Annotated in this window: 12 protein-coding genes and 1 other RNA gene; 7 read left to right on the forward strand and 6 right to left on the reverse strand. The window is 72.3% G+C overall.

Translation table 11 applies throughout. From position 1 onward, the window contains the following. Together DJ81_RS18480 and DJ81_RS18485 are read left to right on the forward strand one after the other, a co-directional pair. A partial coding sequence (locus tag DJ81_RS18480; RefSeq protein WP_141212626.1) for an Hvo_1808 family surface protein occupies positions 1-997 on the forward strand: 997 nt, incomplete at its 5' end. Between the two features lie 112 nt (positions 998-1,109). Then, the gene (locus tag DJ81_RS18485; RefSeq protein WP_094591056.1) at positions 1,110-2,267 is read left to right on the forward strand and encodes a nicotinate phosphoribosyltransferase; all 1,158 of its coding nucleotides are present in this window, start codon (positions 1,110-1,112) and stop codon (positions 2,265-2,267) included. 55 nt (positions 2,268-2,322) lie between these two features. Here the strand turns inward: DJ81_RS18485 and DJ81_RS18490 are convergent, their stop codons facing one another. Further along, positions 2,323-2,925 (reverse strand): TIGR00296 family protein, encoded by a 603-nt coding sequence (locus DJ81_RS18490; protein ID WP_094521903.1) that lies wholly within the window; start codon positions 2,923-2,925, stop codon positions 2,323-2,325. 297 nt (positions 2,926-3,222) lie between these two features. Between DJ81_RS18490 and rnpB the strand changes: the two genes are divergently transcribed. Then, positions 3,223-3,535, forward strand: an RNA gene (gene rnpB / locus DJ81_RS18495) — RNase P RNA component. Between the two features lie 165 nt (positions 3,536-3,700). On the opposite strand, the gene DJ81_RS18500 is transcribed toward rnpB, so the two are convergent. The 4 genes from DJ81_RS18500 to DJ81_RS18515 form a co-directional block, all read right to left on the reverse strand. After that, positions 3,701-4,621, reverse strand: coding sequence for a CPBP family intramembrane glutamic endopeptidase (locus DJ81_RS18500; protein WP_094591058.1), 921 nt, complete (start codon positions 4,619-4,621; stop codon positions 3,701-3,703). 71 nt (positions 4,622-4,692) lie between these two features. Then, positions 4,693-5,238 (reverse strand): NUDIX hydrolase, encoded by a 546-nt coding sequence (locus DJ81_RS18505; RefSeq protein WP_094521905.1) that lies wholly within the window; start codon positions 5,236-5,238, stop codon positions 4,693-4,695. Between the two features lie 34 nt (positions 5,239-5,272). Further along, on the reverse strand, positions 5,273-5,728 hold the full coding sequence (locus tag DJ81_RS18510; protein ID WP_094521906.1) for a hypothetical protein: 456 nt from the start codon (positions 5,726-5,728) through the stop codon (positions 5,273-5,275). Positions 5,729-5,788: 60 nt separating this feature from the next. After that, entirely contained in the window at positions 5,789-7,204 is a 1,416-nt protein-coding gene (locus DJ81_RS18515; protein WP_094591060.1) for a helix-hairpin-helix domain-containing protein, read from the reverse strand. 172 nt (positions 7,205-7,376) lie between these two features. Here DJ81_RS18515 and DJ81_RS18520 point away from each other — a divergent pair, with 172 nt between their 5' ends. From DJ81_RS18520 to DJ81_RS18535, 4 genes are all read left to right on the forward strand, one after another. Continuing rightward, entirely contained in the window at positions 7,377-9,170 is a 1,794-nt protein-coding gene (locus DJ81_RS18520) for a PAS domain S-box protein (protein WP_094591062.1), read from the forward strand. Positions 9,171-9,285: 115 nt separating this feature from the next. Further along, on the forward strand, positions 9,286-10,599 hold the full coding sequence (locus DJ81_RS18525) for an MFS transporter (RefSeq protein ID WP_094521909.1): 1,314 nt from the start codon (positions 9,286-9,288) through the stop codon (positions 10,597-10,599). A 34-nt stretch (positions 10,600-10,633) separates the two neighbouring features. Beyond that, entirely contained in the window at positions 10,634-10,912 is a 279-nt protein-coding gene (locus DJ81_RS18530; RefSeq protein WP_094521910.1) for a zinc ribbon domain-containing protein, read from the forward strand. A gap of 55 nt (positions 10,913-10,967) precedes the next feature. Continuing rightward, complete coding sequence (locus DJ81_RS18535) at positions 10,968-11,642, forward strand: phosphate ABC transporter permease (protein ID WP_094526493.1); 675 nt, start codon at positions 10,968-10,970, stop codon at positions 11,640-11,642. A gap of 54 nt (positions 11,643-11,696) precedes the next feature. On the opposite strand, the gene DJ81_RS18540 is transcribed toward DJ81_RS18535, so the two are convergent. Then, complete coding sequence (locus DJ81_RS18540) at positions 11,697-12,560, reverse strand: 3-hydroxyacyl-CoA dehydrogenase family protein (RefSeq protein WP_094526494.1); 864 nt, start codon at positions 12,558-12,560, stop codon at positions 11,697-11,699. Positions 12,561-12,627: the final 67 nt, after the last annotated feature.

Below are 12,627 nucleotides of genomic sequence, written 5' to 3' on the forward strand. Positions count from 1 at the left end.
TGGCCGCGCAGCGGGCGGCGGGGGCGGCGGGTCGGCGGCCGACTTCAACTTCGGCATCCTCCAGACCGTGCTCCAGCCGTACTCCGACGGCGCGCTCTACGTCGAGGAACTCGTCGAGGAGGGCGGCTGGGAGGCGGTCAACGAGACGATGACGAACCCGCCGGGGAGCACCGCCGAGGTGATCCACCGGAACCCCGACTACGAGACCCGCAACGTGACGTTCGAGGACACGGCGACCGGCGACTGGGAGACGTACCCCGATCAGGGGGTCGACGGCGCCGAGACGACCGGCGAGGCGTCGATGTTCGTCATGTTCTGGTACCAGAGCCTCGAGTACGGGTACCCGGTGCTCGAGCCCGAGACGAGCGCGGGGGCGAACGTCCGGATCCACACGCAGCCGGACGAGGAGCTCCAGACCCGCGCGAACTACAACTACGCCCACGAGTCGACCGACGGCTGGGCGGGCGACGAGCTCTACCCGTACCGCGCCGGCGACGGCGACGACGCCCGCGACGGGTACGTCTGGGTGACCGAGTGGCAGACGACCGCCGACGCCGCGGACTTCCGCGAGACGTACGTCGAGATGGTAACCGCCCACGGCGACGACGAGTACGAGGCGGGACGGGTGTACGAGATCGACGACGGCGACTTCCCCGGCGCCTACGGCGTCGTCCGAGACGGGACGCGCGTGACGATCGTCCACGCCCCGGAGCCCGGCGGCGTGCTCGAACTGCGCCCCGACGCTGACCTCGCGCCCCCCGCGACCGGGGACGGTGCGAGCGGCGACGGCGGGACGGACGGTGCCGACGGCACGAACGGTGACGACGGGTCGGACGGCGACGACGGAAACGACTCCGGGTCGGACGGCGACGGCCCGGACGGCTCGTCCGGGCCGGACGCCTCGACCGGCGACGAGGCGCCCGGATTCGGGGTCGTCGCCGGCCTCCTCGGGCTGCTGGCGGCGGTGTCGCTGCTCGCCCGCCGGTCGCGGGACTGAGTCGCTCGGCGCGCCGGCGGACGAGTGTCGCCGCGACGCGCGGGCCCGGGACCCGGACCGCGCGGGCCCGGGACCCGGACCGCTTTTGCTCCCGCGCGGGCGTATCCCGTGTATGACCGAGTTCGACATCGTCGACGCGGCCGCGATCCGCGACGGCCGGGCGACGGACGCGTACTTCGAGCGGACAGAGGCCGTGCTGGACCGCGCCGGCCGGAACCCGCGCGTCGTCGCCGAGGTGACCGCCGACCAGTTCCCCGACGGCGACTTCGAGCTGTTCGCCGGGCTGAAGGACGCGCTCGCGCTGTTGGAGGGCCGCGACGTCGACGCCGACGCGATCCCCGAGGGGCGGTTGTTCGACGGCGGCCCGGTGATGCGGATCGAGGGGCCGTACCGGGAGTTCGCGCGGCTGGAGACCTCGCTCTTGGGCTTCCTCTCGCACGCCTCCGGGATGGCGACCGCCGCGCTCGACTGCCGGGCCGCCGCGCCGGAGTCGCAGGTGCTCTCCTTCGGCGCGCGCCACGTGCACCCCTCGATGACGGCGGCGGTGGAGCGGTCCGCGCTCGTGGGCGGGTTCGACGGCTTCTCGCACGTGGCCGCCGGCGACCTGATCGGCCGCGAGGCGTCGGGGACGATGCCGCACGCCCTCTCGATCTGCTTCGGCCGCGGCGAGCAGGAGGCGGCGTGGCGCGCCTTCGACGAGGCCGTCGACGAGTCGGTGCCGCGGATCGCCCTCTGTGACACCTACTCCGACGAGGTGGACGAGACGCTCCGGGCGGTCGCGGCGCTCGGCGACCGGCTGGACGGCGTCCGGCTCGACACCACCGGGTCGCGCCGCGGCGACTTCCGGCACATCGTCCGCGAGGTCCAGTGGGAGCTCGACGCCCGCGGCCACGCCGACGTCGGCGTGTACGTCTCCGGCGGGCTCGAGCCCGCCGACCTCCGCGAGCTCCGCGACGTCGCCGACGGCTTCGGCGTGGGCGGCTACGTCTCCAACGCCGACCCCGTGGACTTCGCGCTCGACCTCGTCGCCGTCGACGGCGAGCCGGCCGCGAAGCGCGGGAAGCTCTCGGGCGCGAAGGCCGTCTACCGCACCGCGGACGGCGCGCACGCGGTGGGACTGGCGGACCGATCGGGGCCCGAGGACGCCGAGTCGCTCATGGGGCCGGCGATCCGCGACGGCGAGGTCGTCGCCGGCGACGCGACCGACCTCGCGGCCGCGGCGGAGCGGGCGCTCGCGGACGCGGAGGCGGTCGGCTACGGGGCGGAGTAGCGGTCGGCTACGGGGCCGACGACCGGAAACGGAGAAGAACAGTCGATTTCGGCCGTTACAGCTCCTCGACGGCGCCGCCGTCGGCGCGCTCTCGGAACACCTGTCCCTCGATGAGCGTCACCATCGTGTCGTCGTCCTCCCAGGCGGTCGGGGAGAGCTTCGCCTTCCGGCAGGCGCGCGAGAGGAACTCGGCGCCGGACCAGCCGTTCTCGACGGGGACCGTCGGGTAGAGCCAGCCGTGCGAGTTGCCGCCGTCGACGGCGACGCCGTGCGTGCCGATCTGCAGGTCGGCGAGGGGGTCGTTCGTGAGCACCGTGTTCGAGACGACGAACACGGAGACGGTGATGTTGTCGAGCTCCTTGGGCTCGACCTCCGAGCCGCAGGAGTCGCCGGAGGCGGCCTTGATGGCGGCCTCGACGATGGCGTGGCCGAGCTGGTCGGACGTTTCCCAGGCGCCCGCGCAGCCGCGGAGGCGGCCGCGGCCTCTCGTGGATTCCAATCGAACGAACGCCCCGGTGCGGGCGTAGAACGCCTCGCGCATGCTGCCGGGTTGTTCACGTTGTCCGTGTCGGACGAACGACTCGACCGCCTCCCGCGCGAGTTCGACCGCTCGTGCACCGTCGTCGTACGACAGCTGAACGGTCTGGGCCTCGGACATGTAGGTCCATTACGTTGCTGACGACTTGAACGCTTCCCTTGCGAACTGATGGCACGGCATCCCGCCGGAGCGCTTCGATTTCCCCGGTTCACGCGGCGGGTGGATCCCCGTTCGCCGGCGGGTGGACCCCCGTTCGCCGGCGGGTGGACCCCCGTTCGCCGGCGGTCGAAGCAGCGCTCGTCCTCGGGGTCGCGGCCGCACCCGCCGTCGAATTAGGCCGTCGTTACCGTCGCGGCGCGCTCGGAACCCCCGCTCCGACCGGATCGCTTATTCGCGGTCGCGGGCAACGTCGACCCGGACAGAGGGAGCCCGACTCCCGTGCCTCTGGCATGAGGAAAGTCCCCCCACCGGCCGGACGGGCGACCGGGCACACGCCCGGAGTCGGAGACGGCTGGCTCTGGAACAGCAACGACACCCCCCGCCCCGACCCGTGATTCGCGCGAACCGACCCGCGAGGGAAGGGAGTTAACCCGAGGAGGATCGACGGGTGGGAACGGATGGAACGGCGAATCCTCGCCGGTGCAAGTCCGCGCCATAAGGTAGTCCGGCCACGGCGCGGACGCTTAGCCGAATGTCGGGACGAACCGAAGGGGGCTTACTCCCCTCAGTCCGCTTCTACTCGGTAGTTGCAGATGTTCTGGTTGTTTATAACCGGTTGTCGACTGCGTATCGGTGAACACCTCCAAGGCCCCAGTCGCGACGGCTCGCGACAGCGAGGCGCTTCGCGCCTCTGGCAGCCGGCGGCGGTCCGAAACGCCCCCTGTCGCTCGTCTTTTTAAATGGGGAGCAGCGCCGCGCCGCCGCCGGCCGCCTCCTGAATCTCGTCGCCGTAGGCGATCGAGATGTACAGGATGGTGAAGATGACGGCGTTGTGGAGGCCGTGAAGCAGCGCCGGGACGACGAGGTTCTCGGTGTACTCGTACACCGCGCCGAAGACGATGCTCGGGAGGAAGAGGATGGCGATGGTGGTGAGCCGCGCGGAGGCGCCGCCGGTCAGCGCCATCACGTGGACGGCGGCGAAGATCGCGGAGGCGATGAGGATCGCGGGCGCCGGCGACAGCGACTCCCGGAGCCGTCCCTGGACGACGCCGCGGTACAGGATCTCCTCGGAGGGGCCGATCACGAGGAACGAGGCCGCGATGAGGAGTGGGATGATCGCGGGGTTCCGCATCGCCAGCTCCGCGCTCTGGTTCGAGGCGGCCTCGGTCCCGAGCTGCTGGATCACGATCGAGACGACGATGATCGTGACGAGGATGAGCGCCCAGCTCCCGACGATCAGGCCGATCTCCTTCAGGCTCGGGCGCCGCACGCCGAGGTACGCGACGATCCCGGACCGGTCGAGCCCGCGCCACGCGAGGTAGCCGAGCGCCAGCCCGCCGAACGCGACGTACTGGCCCAAAACGAGCGTGATAACGAGGGTCACGGCGAGCGGGAGCCCGCCCGTCACCGCGTTGAGAGCGAGCACCACGCCCCCGCTGGCGAGGGCGATCGCGGGGCCGAGCGCCCCCAAGAGCAAGGCCGTGACGATCGCGATCCCGACGCCGCGGCCGTCGGACCCGTCGGACGCCGTCGGCGAGGCGGTGCCGTCGGCGGTCGCCGGCCCGTCGCCGGTCGCGGCCGAGCCGTCCGCCGGCTCGCCGCCGTCGGGAGCGCTCGACTCCCGTCGCGTCCCGTCGTCGCTGGAGGGGTCAGGCATTACCCGGCGTACGGGCCGACGCATAATAGGGCTGTTCGTGCGCCGCGCTCGCGACCCCCCGGAAGCCCCCGTCAGCGGTGCAGCAGCTCGTACCAGAGCACGGCGGTCACGGCCCGCCCGTCGCGGAGCCCCTCGTCGACGACCGCTTCGAGCAGGTCGTCGTACGGGACCGTCTCGACCGCGATCGACTCGTTGTGGTCGAGGTCGCGCTCGGCGGTGGGTTCACACCCCGTCGCGAGGAAGTGGTGGTGGACCGAGTCCGCCATCCCGTTCGTCGGCTCCACCGACGTCAGGCGCTCGAAGGCGTCGGCCTCGTACCCCGTCTCCTCGGCGAGCTCGCGGGCGGCGGCGCGTTCGAGGTCGTCGGCGTCCGCCGACTCGACCGTCCCGGCGGGGATCCCGCGGTTGACGCGGCCGACCGCCTGCCGCCACTCGTCGATCACGACGACGTCGCCGTCGGGGGTCAGCGGGAGCACCACGACCGCCGGCGGCTCGTCGACGTAGTGGAACCCGTCCGTCTCGCCGTCCGGGAAGCGCACCTCGTCGCGGCGCACGTCGAAGCCGGGGCAGCGGTAGTCGATGTCGGTGTCGAGCGTCTCCCACGACAGATCGTCCATGCGTCGGAGTCGGCGCTCGGGCACCTAAATCCCCTCACTCGGACGGGGCCTCACCGCTTCGGGACCGAAGCGCCTCCGCGGCTCGGGCCGCGGCCGCGCCGCCGACCCACGCGAGCGTCCCCAGGACCACGGCCTCGACGCCGACGAAGGCGAGCCCGTCGGGTCCGACGAGCGCGGCGACGCGCTCGCCGAGGGGCCGCCCCGAGAGGCCCAGCAGGTAGTGGTCCGCGTTGTACCCGAGGAGCGCGCCGTAGACGGACGCCCACGCCAGCGCCAGCCCGGCCCGTCGATAGGCGAGGACCGCGGCCGCGAGGACGCCGACGACCGCGGCGTCGCCCGCGAGGAACACGACCCCGCCGGAGACCTCGAACGCCCCGACCGCGTAGGCGGCGAAGACGGCGAGGAAGAGCAGCGGCGGGACGAGGAGCCGATACCGACGCGGCGAGCCGTTCCGGTTCGAGCCGAGGAGGACGCGGCGAGCGAGGGACACGCCTCCGAATCGCCGCGCTCGCCTGATAAATCCACGCGCCGATTCCGGCGCCGGAGGGTCTCACCCCCAGTCGCCGAGCGACGCCTGCCCGTCGCCGCGCTCGCTCGCCCGTCGGTCTCGGGCCTCGTCGGTCTCGCCCTCGTCCTCGGCGCCCGGCTCGCCGTCCACCCAGTCGGTGAGCTTCCCGCCGTCGCCGCCGCCTGCGGCCGACCCGGTCCCCGTCCCGCGGGCGCTCCCGCCGGCGCTCGTTCCCTCGCCGTCGCCCGGATCGAACCCACCGAGGGTCGCCTGGTCGCTCTCGGCGAAGTCGAGGTTGGAGACCCGCACGCCCAGCTTTCTGACCCGGTCTCCGTCGAACTCCCCGAGGAGGTCGAACGCGACCGACTCCACGAGGTCGGGGTCGTCGACCGGACCGGGGAGGCTCCGCGCCCGCGTGTTGACATCGTAGGGCGGCTCGACCGCCTTGATCCCGATGGTGCGGTAGAGGCAGCCCCGCTCGCGGGCCCGACGGGCCACGTCCGCCGCCAGCGCCGCCACCGTCTCGCGCTTCGTCTCCCGGTCGGCGGTCGGCGACAGCGACGACTCCCGCGAGAGGCTCTTGGGGAGCCCGGTCGGCGTGACCTCCCGGTCGTCGTCGCCGCGGGCGCGCCGGTGGAGCTCCGGGCCGCGCTCCCCCAGTTCGTCGGCGAGTCCGTCGGGGTCGGCCGCGGCGAGGTCGGCGGCGGTCTCGATCCCCATCTCGGCGAGCGTCCGCTCCGTCACGGGGCCGACGCCGTGGATCTCGGCGGTCGGTAGCGGCGCGAGGAAGGACTCGACAGAACCGGGCGGCACGACGACGAGCCCGTCCGGCTTGTCGGCGTCGCTGGCGACCTTCGCGGTCGACATGTTCGGCGCCACGCCGACGCTCGCGGGCACCCCGGCCTCCCGCTCGATGCGCTCCTTGACGTGCCGGGCGTACCCCTCCGCGAGGGTACGCGCCTCGGCGGGGCCGGCCGCGGCGCTCTCCCCCTCCGCGGCGTCCCACGCGGTCCGGTCGGTGACGTCGAGGTACGCCTCGTCGACGCTCACCTCGCGGAGCGTGTCGGCGCAGTCCCGGAGGACGGCCTTCACGTCGCCCGCGACTTCCTTATAAAATCCGAGGTCGACGGGCAGGTACCGGCCGGCCGCCTCGGGGTCCGGCGCGTCCGAGTCGTCCGGGTCGGCGTCGGCGCGGCGGGGGAGCAGGTCGAGCGCCTCGGAGATCGGCATCGCGCTCTCGACGCCGAACGCGCGGGCCTCGTAGCTCGCGGTCGCGACGGCGCCGACCGTCTCACCGTCCTCGTACCCCATCCCGACGACGACGGGTTCGCCCGCGAGCTCTGGTCGCCGCAGGCGCTCGCAGGAGGCGTAAAAGCAGTCCATATCGACGTGGAACACGACGCGGTCGCTCCCGTCCGCCTCGTCGGTCGCCGTCCCGGGGAGCGTGCCGCCCGCCATCGCCCGACCGTCCGCGCCGCGCCGACTTAACGATCAGCCACGCGCGGCGGCAGTGGAACCGGTCGGTCGGGCGACCGACCCTCAGCCGCGCCCCGACCGGCCCACTCGCTCCGTACTCAGAACTGATACCCGGGGCGACATCCGTTTATGAGTCGGCGACGTATCCGCCCGCATGCCCGAACGGATCGACGTGTTACACGTCGACGACGACCCCTCCGTGCTCGACCTCGCGGAGGCGTACCTCGAACGCGAACTGGACGACGTCGCGGTAACGAGCGTCACGGCGGCGGCGGACGCCCTCGACGAACTCGACGGCGGGCGGTTCGACTGCATCGTCAGCGACTACGACATGCCCGGCATGGACGGGCTGGAGTTCTTCGACCGGCTCCGCGAGACGGACCGCTCGATCCCCTTCGTGCTGTACACCGGGAAGGGGAGCGAGGAGATCGCGAGCCGCGCGCTCAACGCTGGCGTCACCGGCTACTTCCAGAAGGGAGGCCCGGAGCAGCTCCGACGGCTCGCGAACCGAGTCCACCAGGCTGTCGACGAGCACCGCACTCGGGAGATCGCGGACCGCTACTCGACGGTCATCGACGCGCTCGGCTACCCCGTGTACGTGGTCGACGAGACCGGGACGTTCGAGTTCGTCAACGAGCCGTTCGCGGAGCTGACCGGCTACGACGTCGAGGAGATCGTCGGAAGCACGCCCGGACTTATAAAAGGCGACGACGCGGTCGCCGAGTCCGAGGACCGGCTCGGAACCATCCTCTCCAGCACCGGTCCGGACATCCAGCGGTTCCGGGTCGACATCGAGCCGAAGCAGGGGGAGCCGATCCCCTGTCGGGACCACATGGCGGCGCTGCCGTACGACGGCGACTGCTTCGAGGGGAGCGTCGGCATCCTGCGCGACGTCTCGGACGAGGTGGAGCGGCGCGAGGAGCTGGAGACGAAGACCCGCGCGCTCGACGAGGCGCCGGTCGGTATCACCATCACCGACCCCGACCGCACGGACAACCCGATGGAGTACGTCAACGACCGGTTCGTCGAGATGACCGGCTACGACCGCGAGGAGTCGATCGGGGTCAACTGCCGGTTCCTACAGGGTCCGGACACCGACGAGGAGTCGGTCGCGCAGCTCCGCGAGGCGATCGAGGCGGAGGAGCCCGCCAGCGTCGAACTCCTGAACTACCGGAAGGACGGGACCGAGTTCTGGAACCGCGTCAGCGTCGCGCCGATCCGCGGCGCGAACGGGCGCGTCACCGAGTGGGTCGGCTTCCAGCAGGACATCACGGCGTTCAAGCAGCGCGAGGCGGCGCTCGAACGACAGAACGAGCGGCTCGACTCCTTCGCGGGCATCGTCTCGCACGACCTCCGGAACCCGCTCAACGTCGCGCAGGGTCGCCTCGACCTGGCGCGGACGATGGCGGACGAGGGCGCCGAACACCTCGACGCCGCGGCCGACGCGCTCGACCGCATCGAGTCCATCGTCGAGCACACCCTCACGCTCGCCCGCGACGGGGAGACCGTGGGCGACCCCGAGCCGGTGTCGGTCGCGGGCGTCGCCGCGGACGCTAGGGAGACGGTCGACACCGAGTCCGCCGAGCTGACGGTCGAGACCGACCGGGAGGTGCTCGCCGACCCCGACCGACTCCGGAACCTCTTCGAGAACCTCGTCCGGAACGCCGTGGAGCACGGCGGGTCGGACGTCTCGATCCGCGTCGGCGACCTCGACGACGGCTTCTACGTCGCCGACGACGGCCCGGGGATCCCCGGGGACGTCGCCGGCGATCTCTTCGAGCCCGGCCGGACCGGCGTTGAGGGCAACACCGGCTTCGGGCTGGCGATCGTCCAAGAGATCGCCACCGCGCACGGCTGGGCCGTCGCGGCGACCGAGTCCGCCGAGGGCGGCGCGCGCTTCGAGGTCCGCGGGATCGAGCGCCGCCAGCCGCCGGTGCCCGAATCGTAGCGGCCGACGCTCACCGTCGACGGATCGTCCCGGCTCTCCCGGCCGGACCGCCCGGAACCGGAACGACTCCCGCCGTTCGCAAACACCTTTGTGGTCCCGACCGAAGCGGAGGGAAATGGGGACGCTCTCCGGCATCGCCGACACCGACCGGCGAGTCATCGTGCTCGCGCTCGCCCGGATGGTCGGGGCCGCCGGCAACTCCTTCCTCATCGTCGTGCTGCCGCTGTACATCGCGAGCGACCTGATCGACGTCAGCGCGCTCCTCGGGACCGAGGTCGGTGTGGGCGCGGCGGCGGTCACGGTGACCGAGCCGCTCCTCATCGGGATCGTCCTCTCGCTTTTCGGCTTCCTCAACAGCCTCTCGCAGCCGATTACCGGGCGGCTCTCGGACCGGATAGGCGTCCGTCGCCCGTTCGTGCTGATCGGGATCCTCCTCTTGGGCACCGCGAGCGGGCTCTACACGGTCGTGACCGTCTACTGGCAGCTCGTCGTCCTGCGGGCGATCCAGGGGTTCGGCGCGGCGCTGATCATCCCCGCGACGGTCGCGTTAGTCAACGAGTACGCGTCGGCCGACGCCGACCGCGGCGGCAACTTCGGCGTGTACAACACCTTCCGGCTGATCGGGTTCGGCTTCGGTCCGGTGCTGGCCGGCGCCGTCGTCGAGGCGGGCCCGTACGACCTCTCGCCGATCGGCCTCCCCGTGATCGACGGCTTCGACGCCGCCTTCGCCGCCGCCTGCGGCGGGGCGTACCTCAGCTTCGCCCTCGTCTTCCTGCTCGTCCGCGACGCGGCCGAGTCCAGCGAGGCGAGCGACGACCTCTCGATCCGCGTGCGCGGCGAGGACCGCCTGCTCGACCCCGTCTTCGCGCTGGGGCTGGCGACGGTGGCGATGGGGATGTGCATCGCGCTGTTCGCGACGCTCCAGAACCAGGTGAACGTCCGGCTCGACCAGGCGCCGGTGTGGTTCGGGCTCCAGTTCGCGGCCGTCACGATCGCGAACGTGCTCCTGCAGGTGCCCGTCGGGCAGGCCAGCGACCGGATCGGGCGCCGGCCGTTCCTGCTCGCCGGCTTCGTCCTCCTCGTCCCGACGACGCTGCTGCAGGGGATCGTCACCGACCCGGTCGTGATGACGCTCGTCCGGCTGGCGCAGGGGGTCGCCGTCGCGTGCGTCTTCGCGCCGTCGCTCGCGCTCGCCGGCGACCTCGCGCGGGAGGGCGAGTCGGGGACGACGCTGTCGGTGCTCACGATGGGGTTCGGCTTCGGCGTCGCGCTCGGTCCCCTCGCGTCCGGCTGGCTCGTCGGCTTCGGGTTCGTCGTCCCCTTCGCGGTCGGCGCGGGGCTCGCGGTCGTCGCGTTCGCCGCGGTCGTGACGCAGGTCGAGGAGACGCTCGGCGCGAGCGACGACGCCGGCGCGGCCGCGGCGGACTGACGTATATAAGTGACCGTCGTCCGAACGACCGCTCGTGTCGAACGACCGCGTCCGCTGCGTCGACTGCCGGGAGCCGATCGCGAGCGACGCCCGGGTCTGCCCCCACTGCGAGGCGGTCCAGCCGTCGCCGCTCGTCGACGTCGGGGTGGCCGTCGCCGGCGTCTTCGCGTTCGCCTTCGGCCTGCTCCTCTCGATGCTGACGATCGGGACGAGCCGGCTGCTCGGCTTCCTGCTGCTCGTCGTCGGCTTCGGCCTCGCCGTCGGCGGCTACACGCGCCACGTGGACCGTCAGGCGGGGCGGCGGGCGCGGTGAGACCGACGCGCTCGGGCCGGCGGCTTTTATCCCTCGCCGTCGAAAAGGCGGACGTATGCTCACCCCAGTCAACGCCGGACTCGTCCTCGCGGGACTGCTCCTCGCGTTCGTCGGCGCCGCGGTCTCCGTCTACGCCGTCACGCTGACCGGCCTGCTCGTCGGCGGCGGCGCGGGCTACCTCGCCGCGCCGAGCCTCGCCGGAGTCATCGCCGTCGACGGGCTGGTCCTGACCGGCGTCGCGGTCGCGATCGGCGCCGCGGTCGGCGGCTTCCTCGCGTACGCCGGGCTCTCCTTCGCCGTCGTCGCCATCGGCGGGCTGGTCGGCGGTTTCGCCGGTCGCTTCGCGGTCGGCCCGCTGTACGCCGCCGACGCGGCCGGGGTCGAGGGGACGCTGCTGCTCGTCGGCGCGACGCTCGCGGGCGTCGCGGTCGGCGCGCTGTTCGGGTTCGTCCTGAGCCGGACGACGCTCGTCGTCTCGACGGCGTTCATCGGCGCGGCGTTCGCGTCGCGCTCGCTCACGCCGGCGACGCTGGACGCGGCCGCCGCCGGACCGTCGGTCGAACCGCTCCTGTTCGACGTCACCGCGCCGGCCTTCCTGGCCGTCTTCGCCCTCGGCGCGCTCTCGCAGCTCGGGCTGTTCCGGTTCGGCTACGTGACGAAGCTCGTCGGGCTCCTCCCCGGCGCCCGCCGGTGGACGGCCGACGACGACCGGACGGCGAAGGGCGCCTGAGCCGGGGTCCCGCCGGCCGCCCCGTCTCCCTCGTCGCCTCTCCCTCGTCGCCTCCTACTCGTCGCCGTACTCGTAGAACCCGCGTCCCGTCTTCTTCCCGAGGTCGCCGGCCTCAACCTTGCGCTTGACGAGGTACGCCGGCTTGTAGCGGTCGCCGAGCTCGGCGTGCAGCGTCTCGCTGGCGTCTAACACGACGTCGAGCCCGATGTGGTCGGCGAGCTCTAAGGGCCCCATCGGGACGTTCGTCCCGAGCTTCATCCCGCGGTCGATGTCGGCCTTGTCGGCGACGCCCTCGTCGAAGGCGCGGACCCCCTCGTTGATCCACGGCATCAGGATCCGATTCGTGACGAAGCCGGGCTTGTCGTCGGACTCCCACGTCTCCTTGCCCAGGTCCGCGGCGAAGGCGTGCGCGAACTCGACGACCGCGTCCGCGGTGCGCTCCCCGACGACGACCTCCACGCCGTCCATGATCGGGACCGGGTTCATGAAGTGGAGTCCGATCACGTCGCTCGCGCGGTCCGTGGCGCTCGCGATGGTCGTGACCGACAGCGTCGAGGTGTTCGTCGCGAGGACGACGTCGTCGTCGGTCACCTCGTCGAGGTCGGCGAACACGTCGCGTTTCACGTCCATGTCCTCGACCGCCGCCTCGACGACGACGTCCGCGGCCGCGAGGTCGTCGAGGTCGGTGGTGCCCGCGATCCGGTCGCGGATCGCCTCGGGGGCCTCGTCGAGGGCGCCCTTCGACGCCAGCCGGTCGAGGCTGTCCGCGACGCTGTCGAGGCCGCGCTCCACGTACTCGTCGTCGATGTCGCGCATCACGACCTCGTAGCCGGCGGTCGCGGCGACCTGCGCGATCCCGTTGCCCATCGTACCGGCCCCCACCACGCCGATGACGTCGATGTCGGATAGCTCCCGCATAGGGGTCGCTGTCGCGCCGCGGGTGGTAAGTATTGCGTCTCCGCGACCGGCAGTGTTGAGATAAGGT

The sequence above is a fragment of the Halorubrum sp. Hd13 genome (genome assembly GCF_002252755.1).
Classification (GTDB): domain Archaea; phylum Halobacteriota; class Halobacteria; order Halobacteriales; family Haloferacaceae; genus Halorubrum.

What these genes read in the sequence shown, in the direction of transcription:
- DJ81_RS18485 (WP_094591056.1), top strand. Translation starts at nt 1,110, where the DNA reads ATGACCGAGTTCGACATCGTCGACGCGGCCGCGATCCGCGACGGCCGG.
- DJ81_RS18525 (WP_094521909.1), top strand. Translation starts at nt 9,286, where the DNA reads ATGGGGACGCTCTCCGGCATCGCCGACACCGACCGGCGAGTCATCGTG.
- DJ81_RS18540 (WP_094526494.1), bottom strand. Translation starts at nt 12,560, where the DNA reads ATGCGGGAGCTATCCGACATCGACGTCATCGGCGTGGTGGGGGCCGGT.
- DJ81_RS18520 (WP_094591062.1), top strand. Translation starts at nt 7,377, where the DNA reads ATGCCCGAACGGATCGACGTGTTACACGTCGACGACGACCCCTCCGTG.
- DJ81_RS18490 (WP_094521903.1), bottom strand. Translation starts at nt 2,925, where the DNA reads ATGTCCGAGGCCCAGACCGTTCAGCTGTCGTACGACGACGGTGCACGA.
- DJ81_RS18515 (WP_094591060.1), bottom strand. Translation starts at nt 7,204, where the DNA reads ATGGCGGGCGGCACGCTCCCCGGGACGGCGACCGACGAGGCGGACGGG.
- DJ81_RS18500 (WP_094591058.1), bottom strand. Translation starts at nt 4,621, where the DNA reads ATGCCTGACCCCTCCAGCGACGACGGGACGCGACGGGAGTCGAGCGCT.
- DJ81_RS18505 (WP_094521905.1), bottom strand. Translation starts at nt 5,238, where the DNA reads ATGGACGATCTGTCGTGGGAGACGCTCGACACCGACATCGACTACCGC.
- DJ81_RS18535 (WP_094526493.1), top strand. Translation starts at nt 10,968, where the DNA reads ATGCTCACCCCAGTCAACGCCGGACTCGTCCTCGCGGGACTGCTCCTC.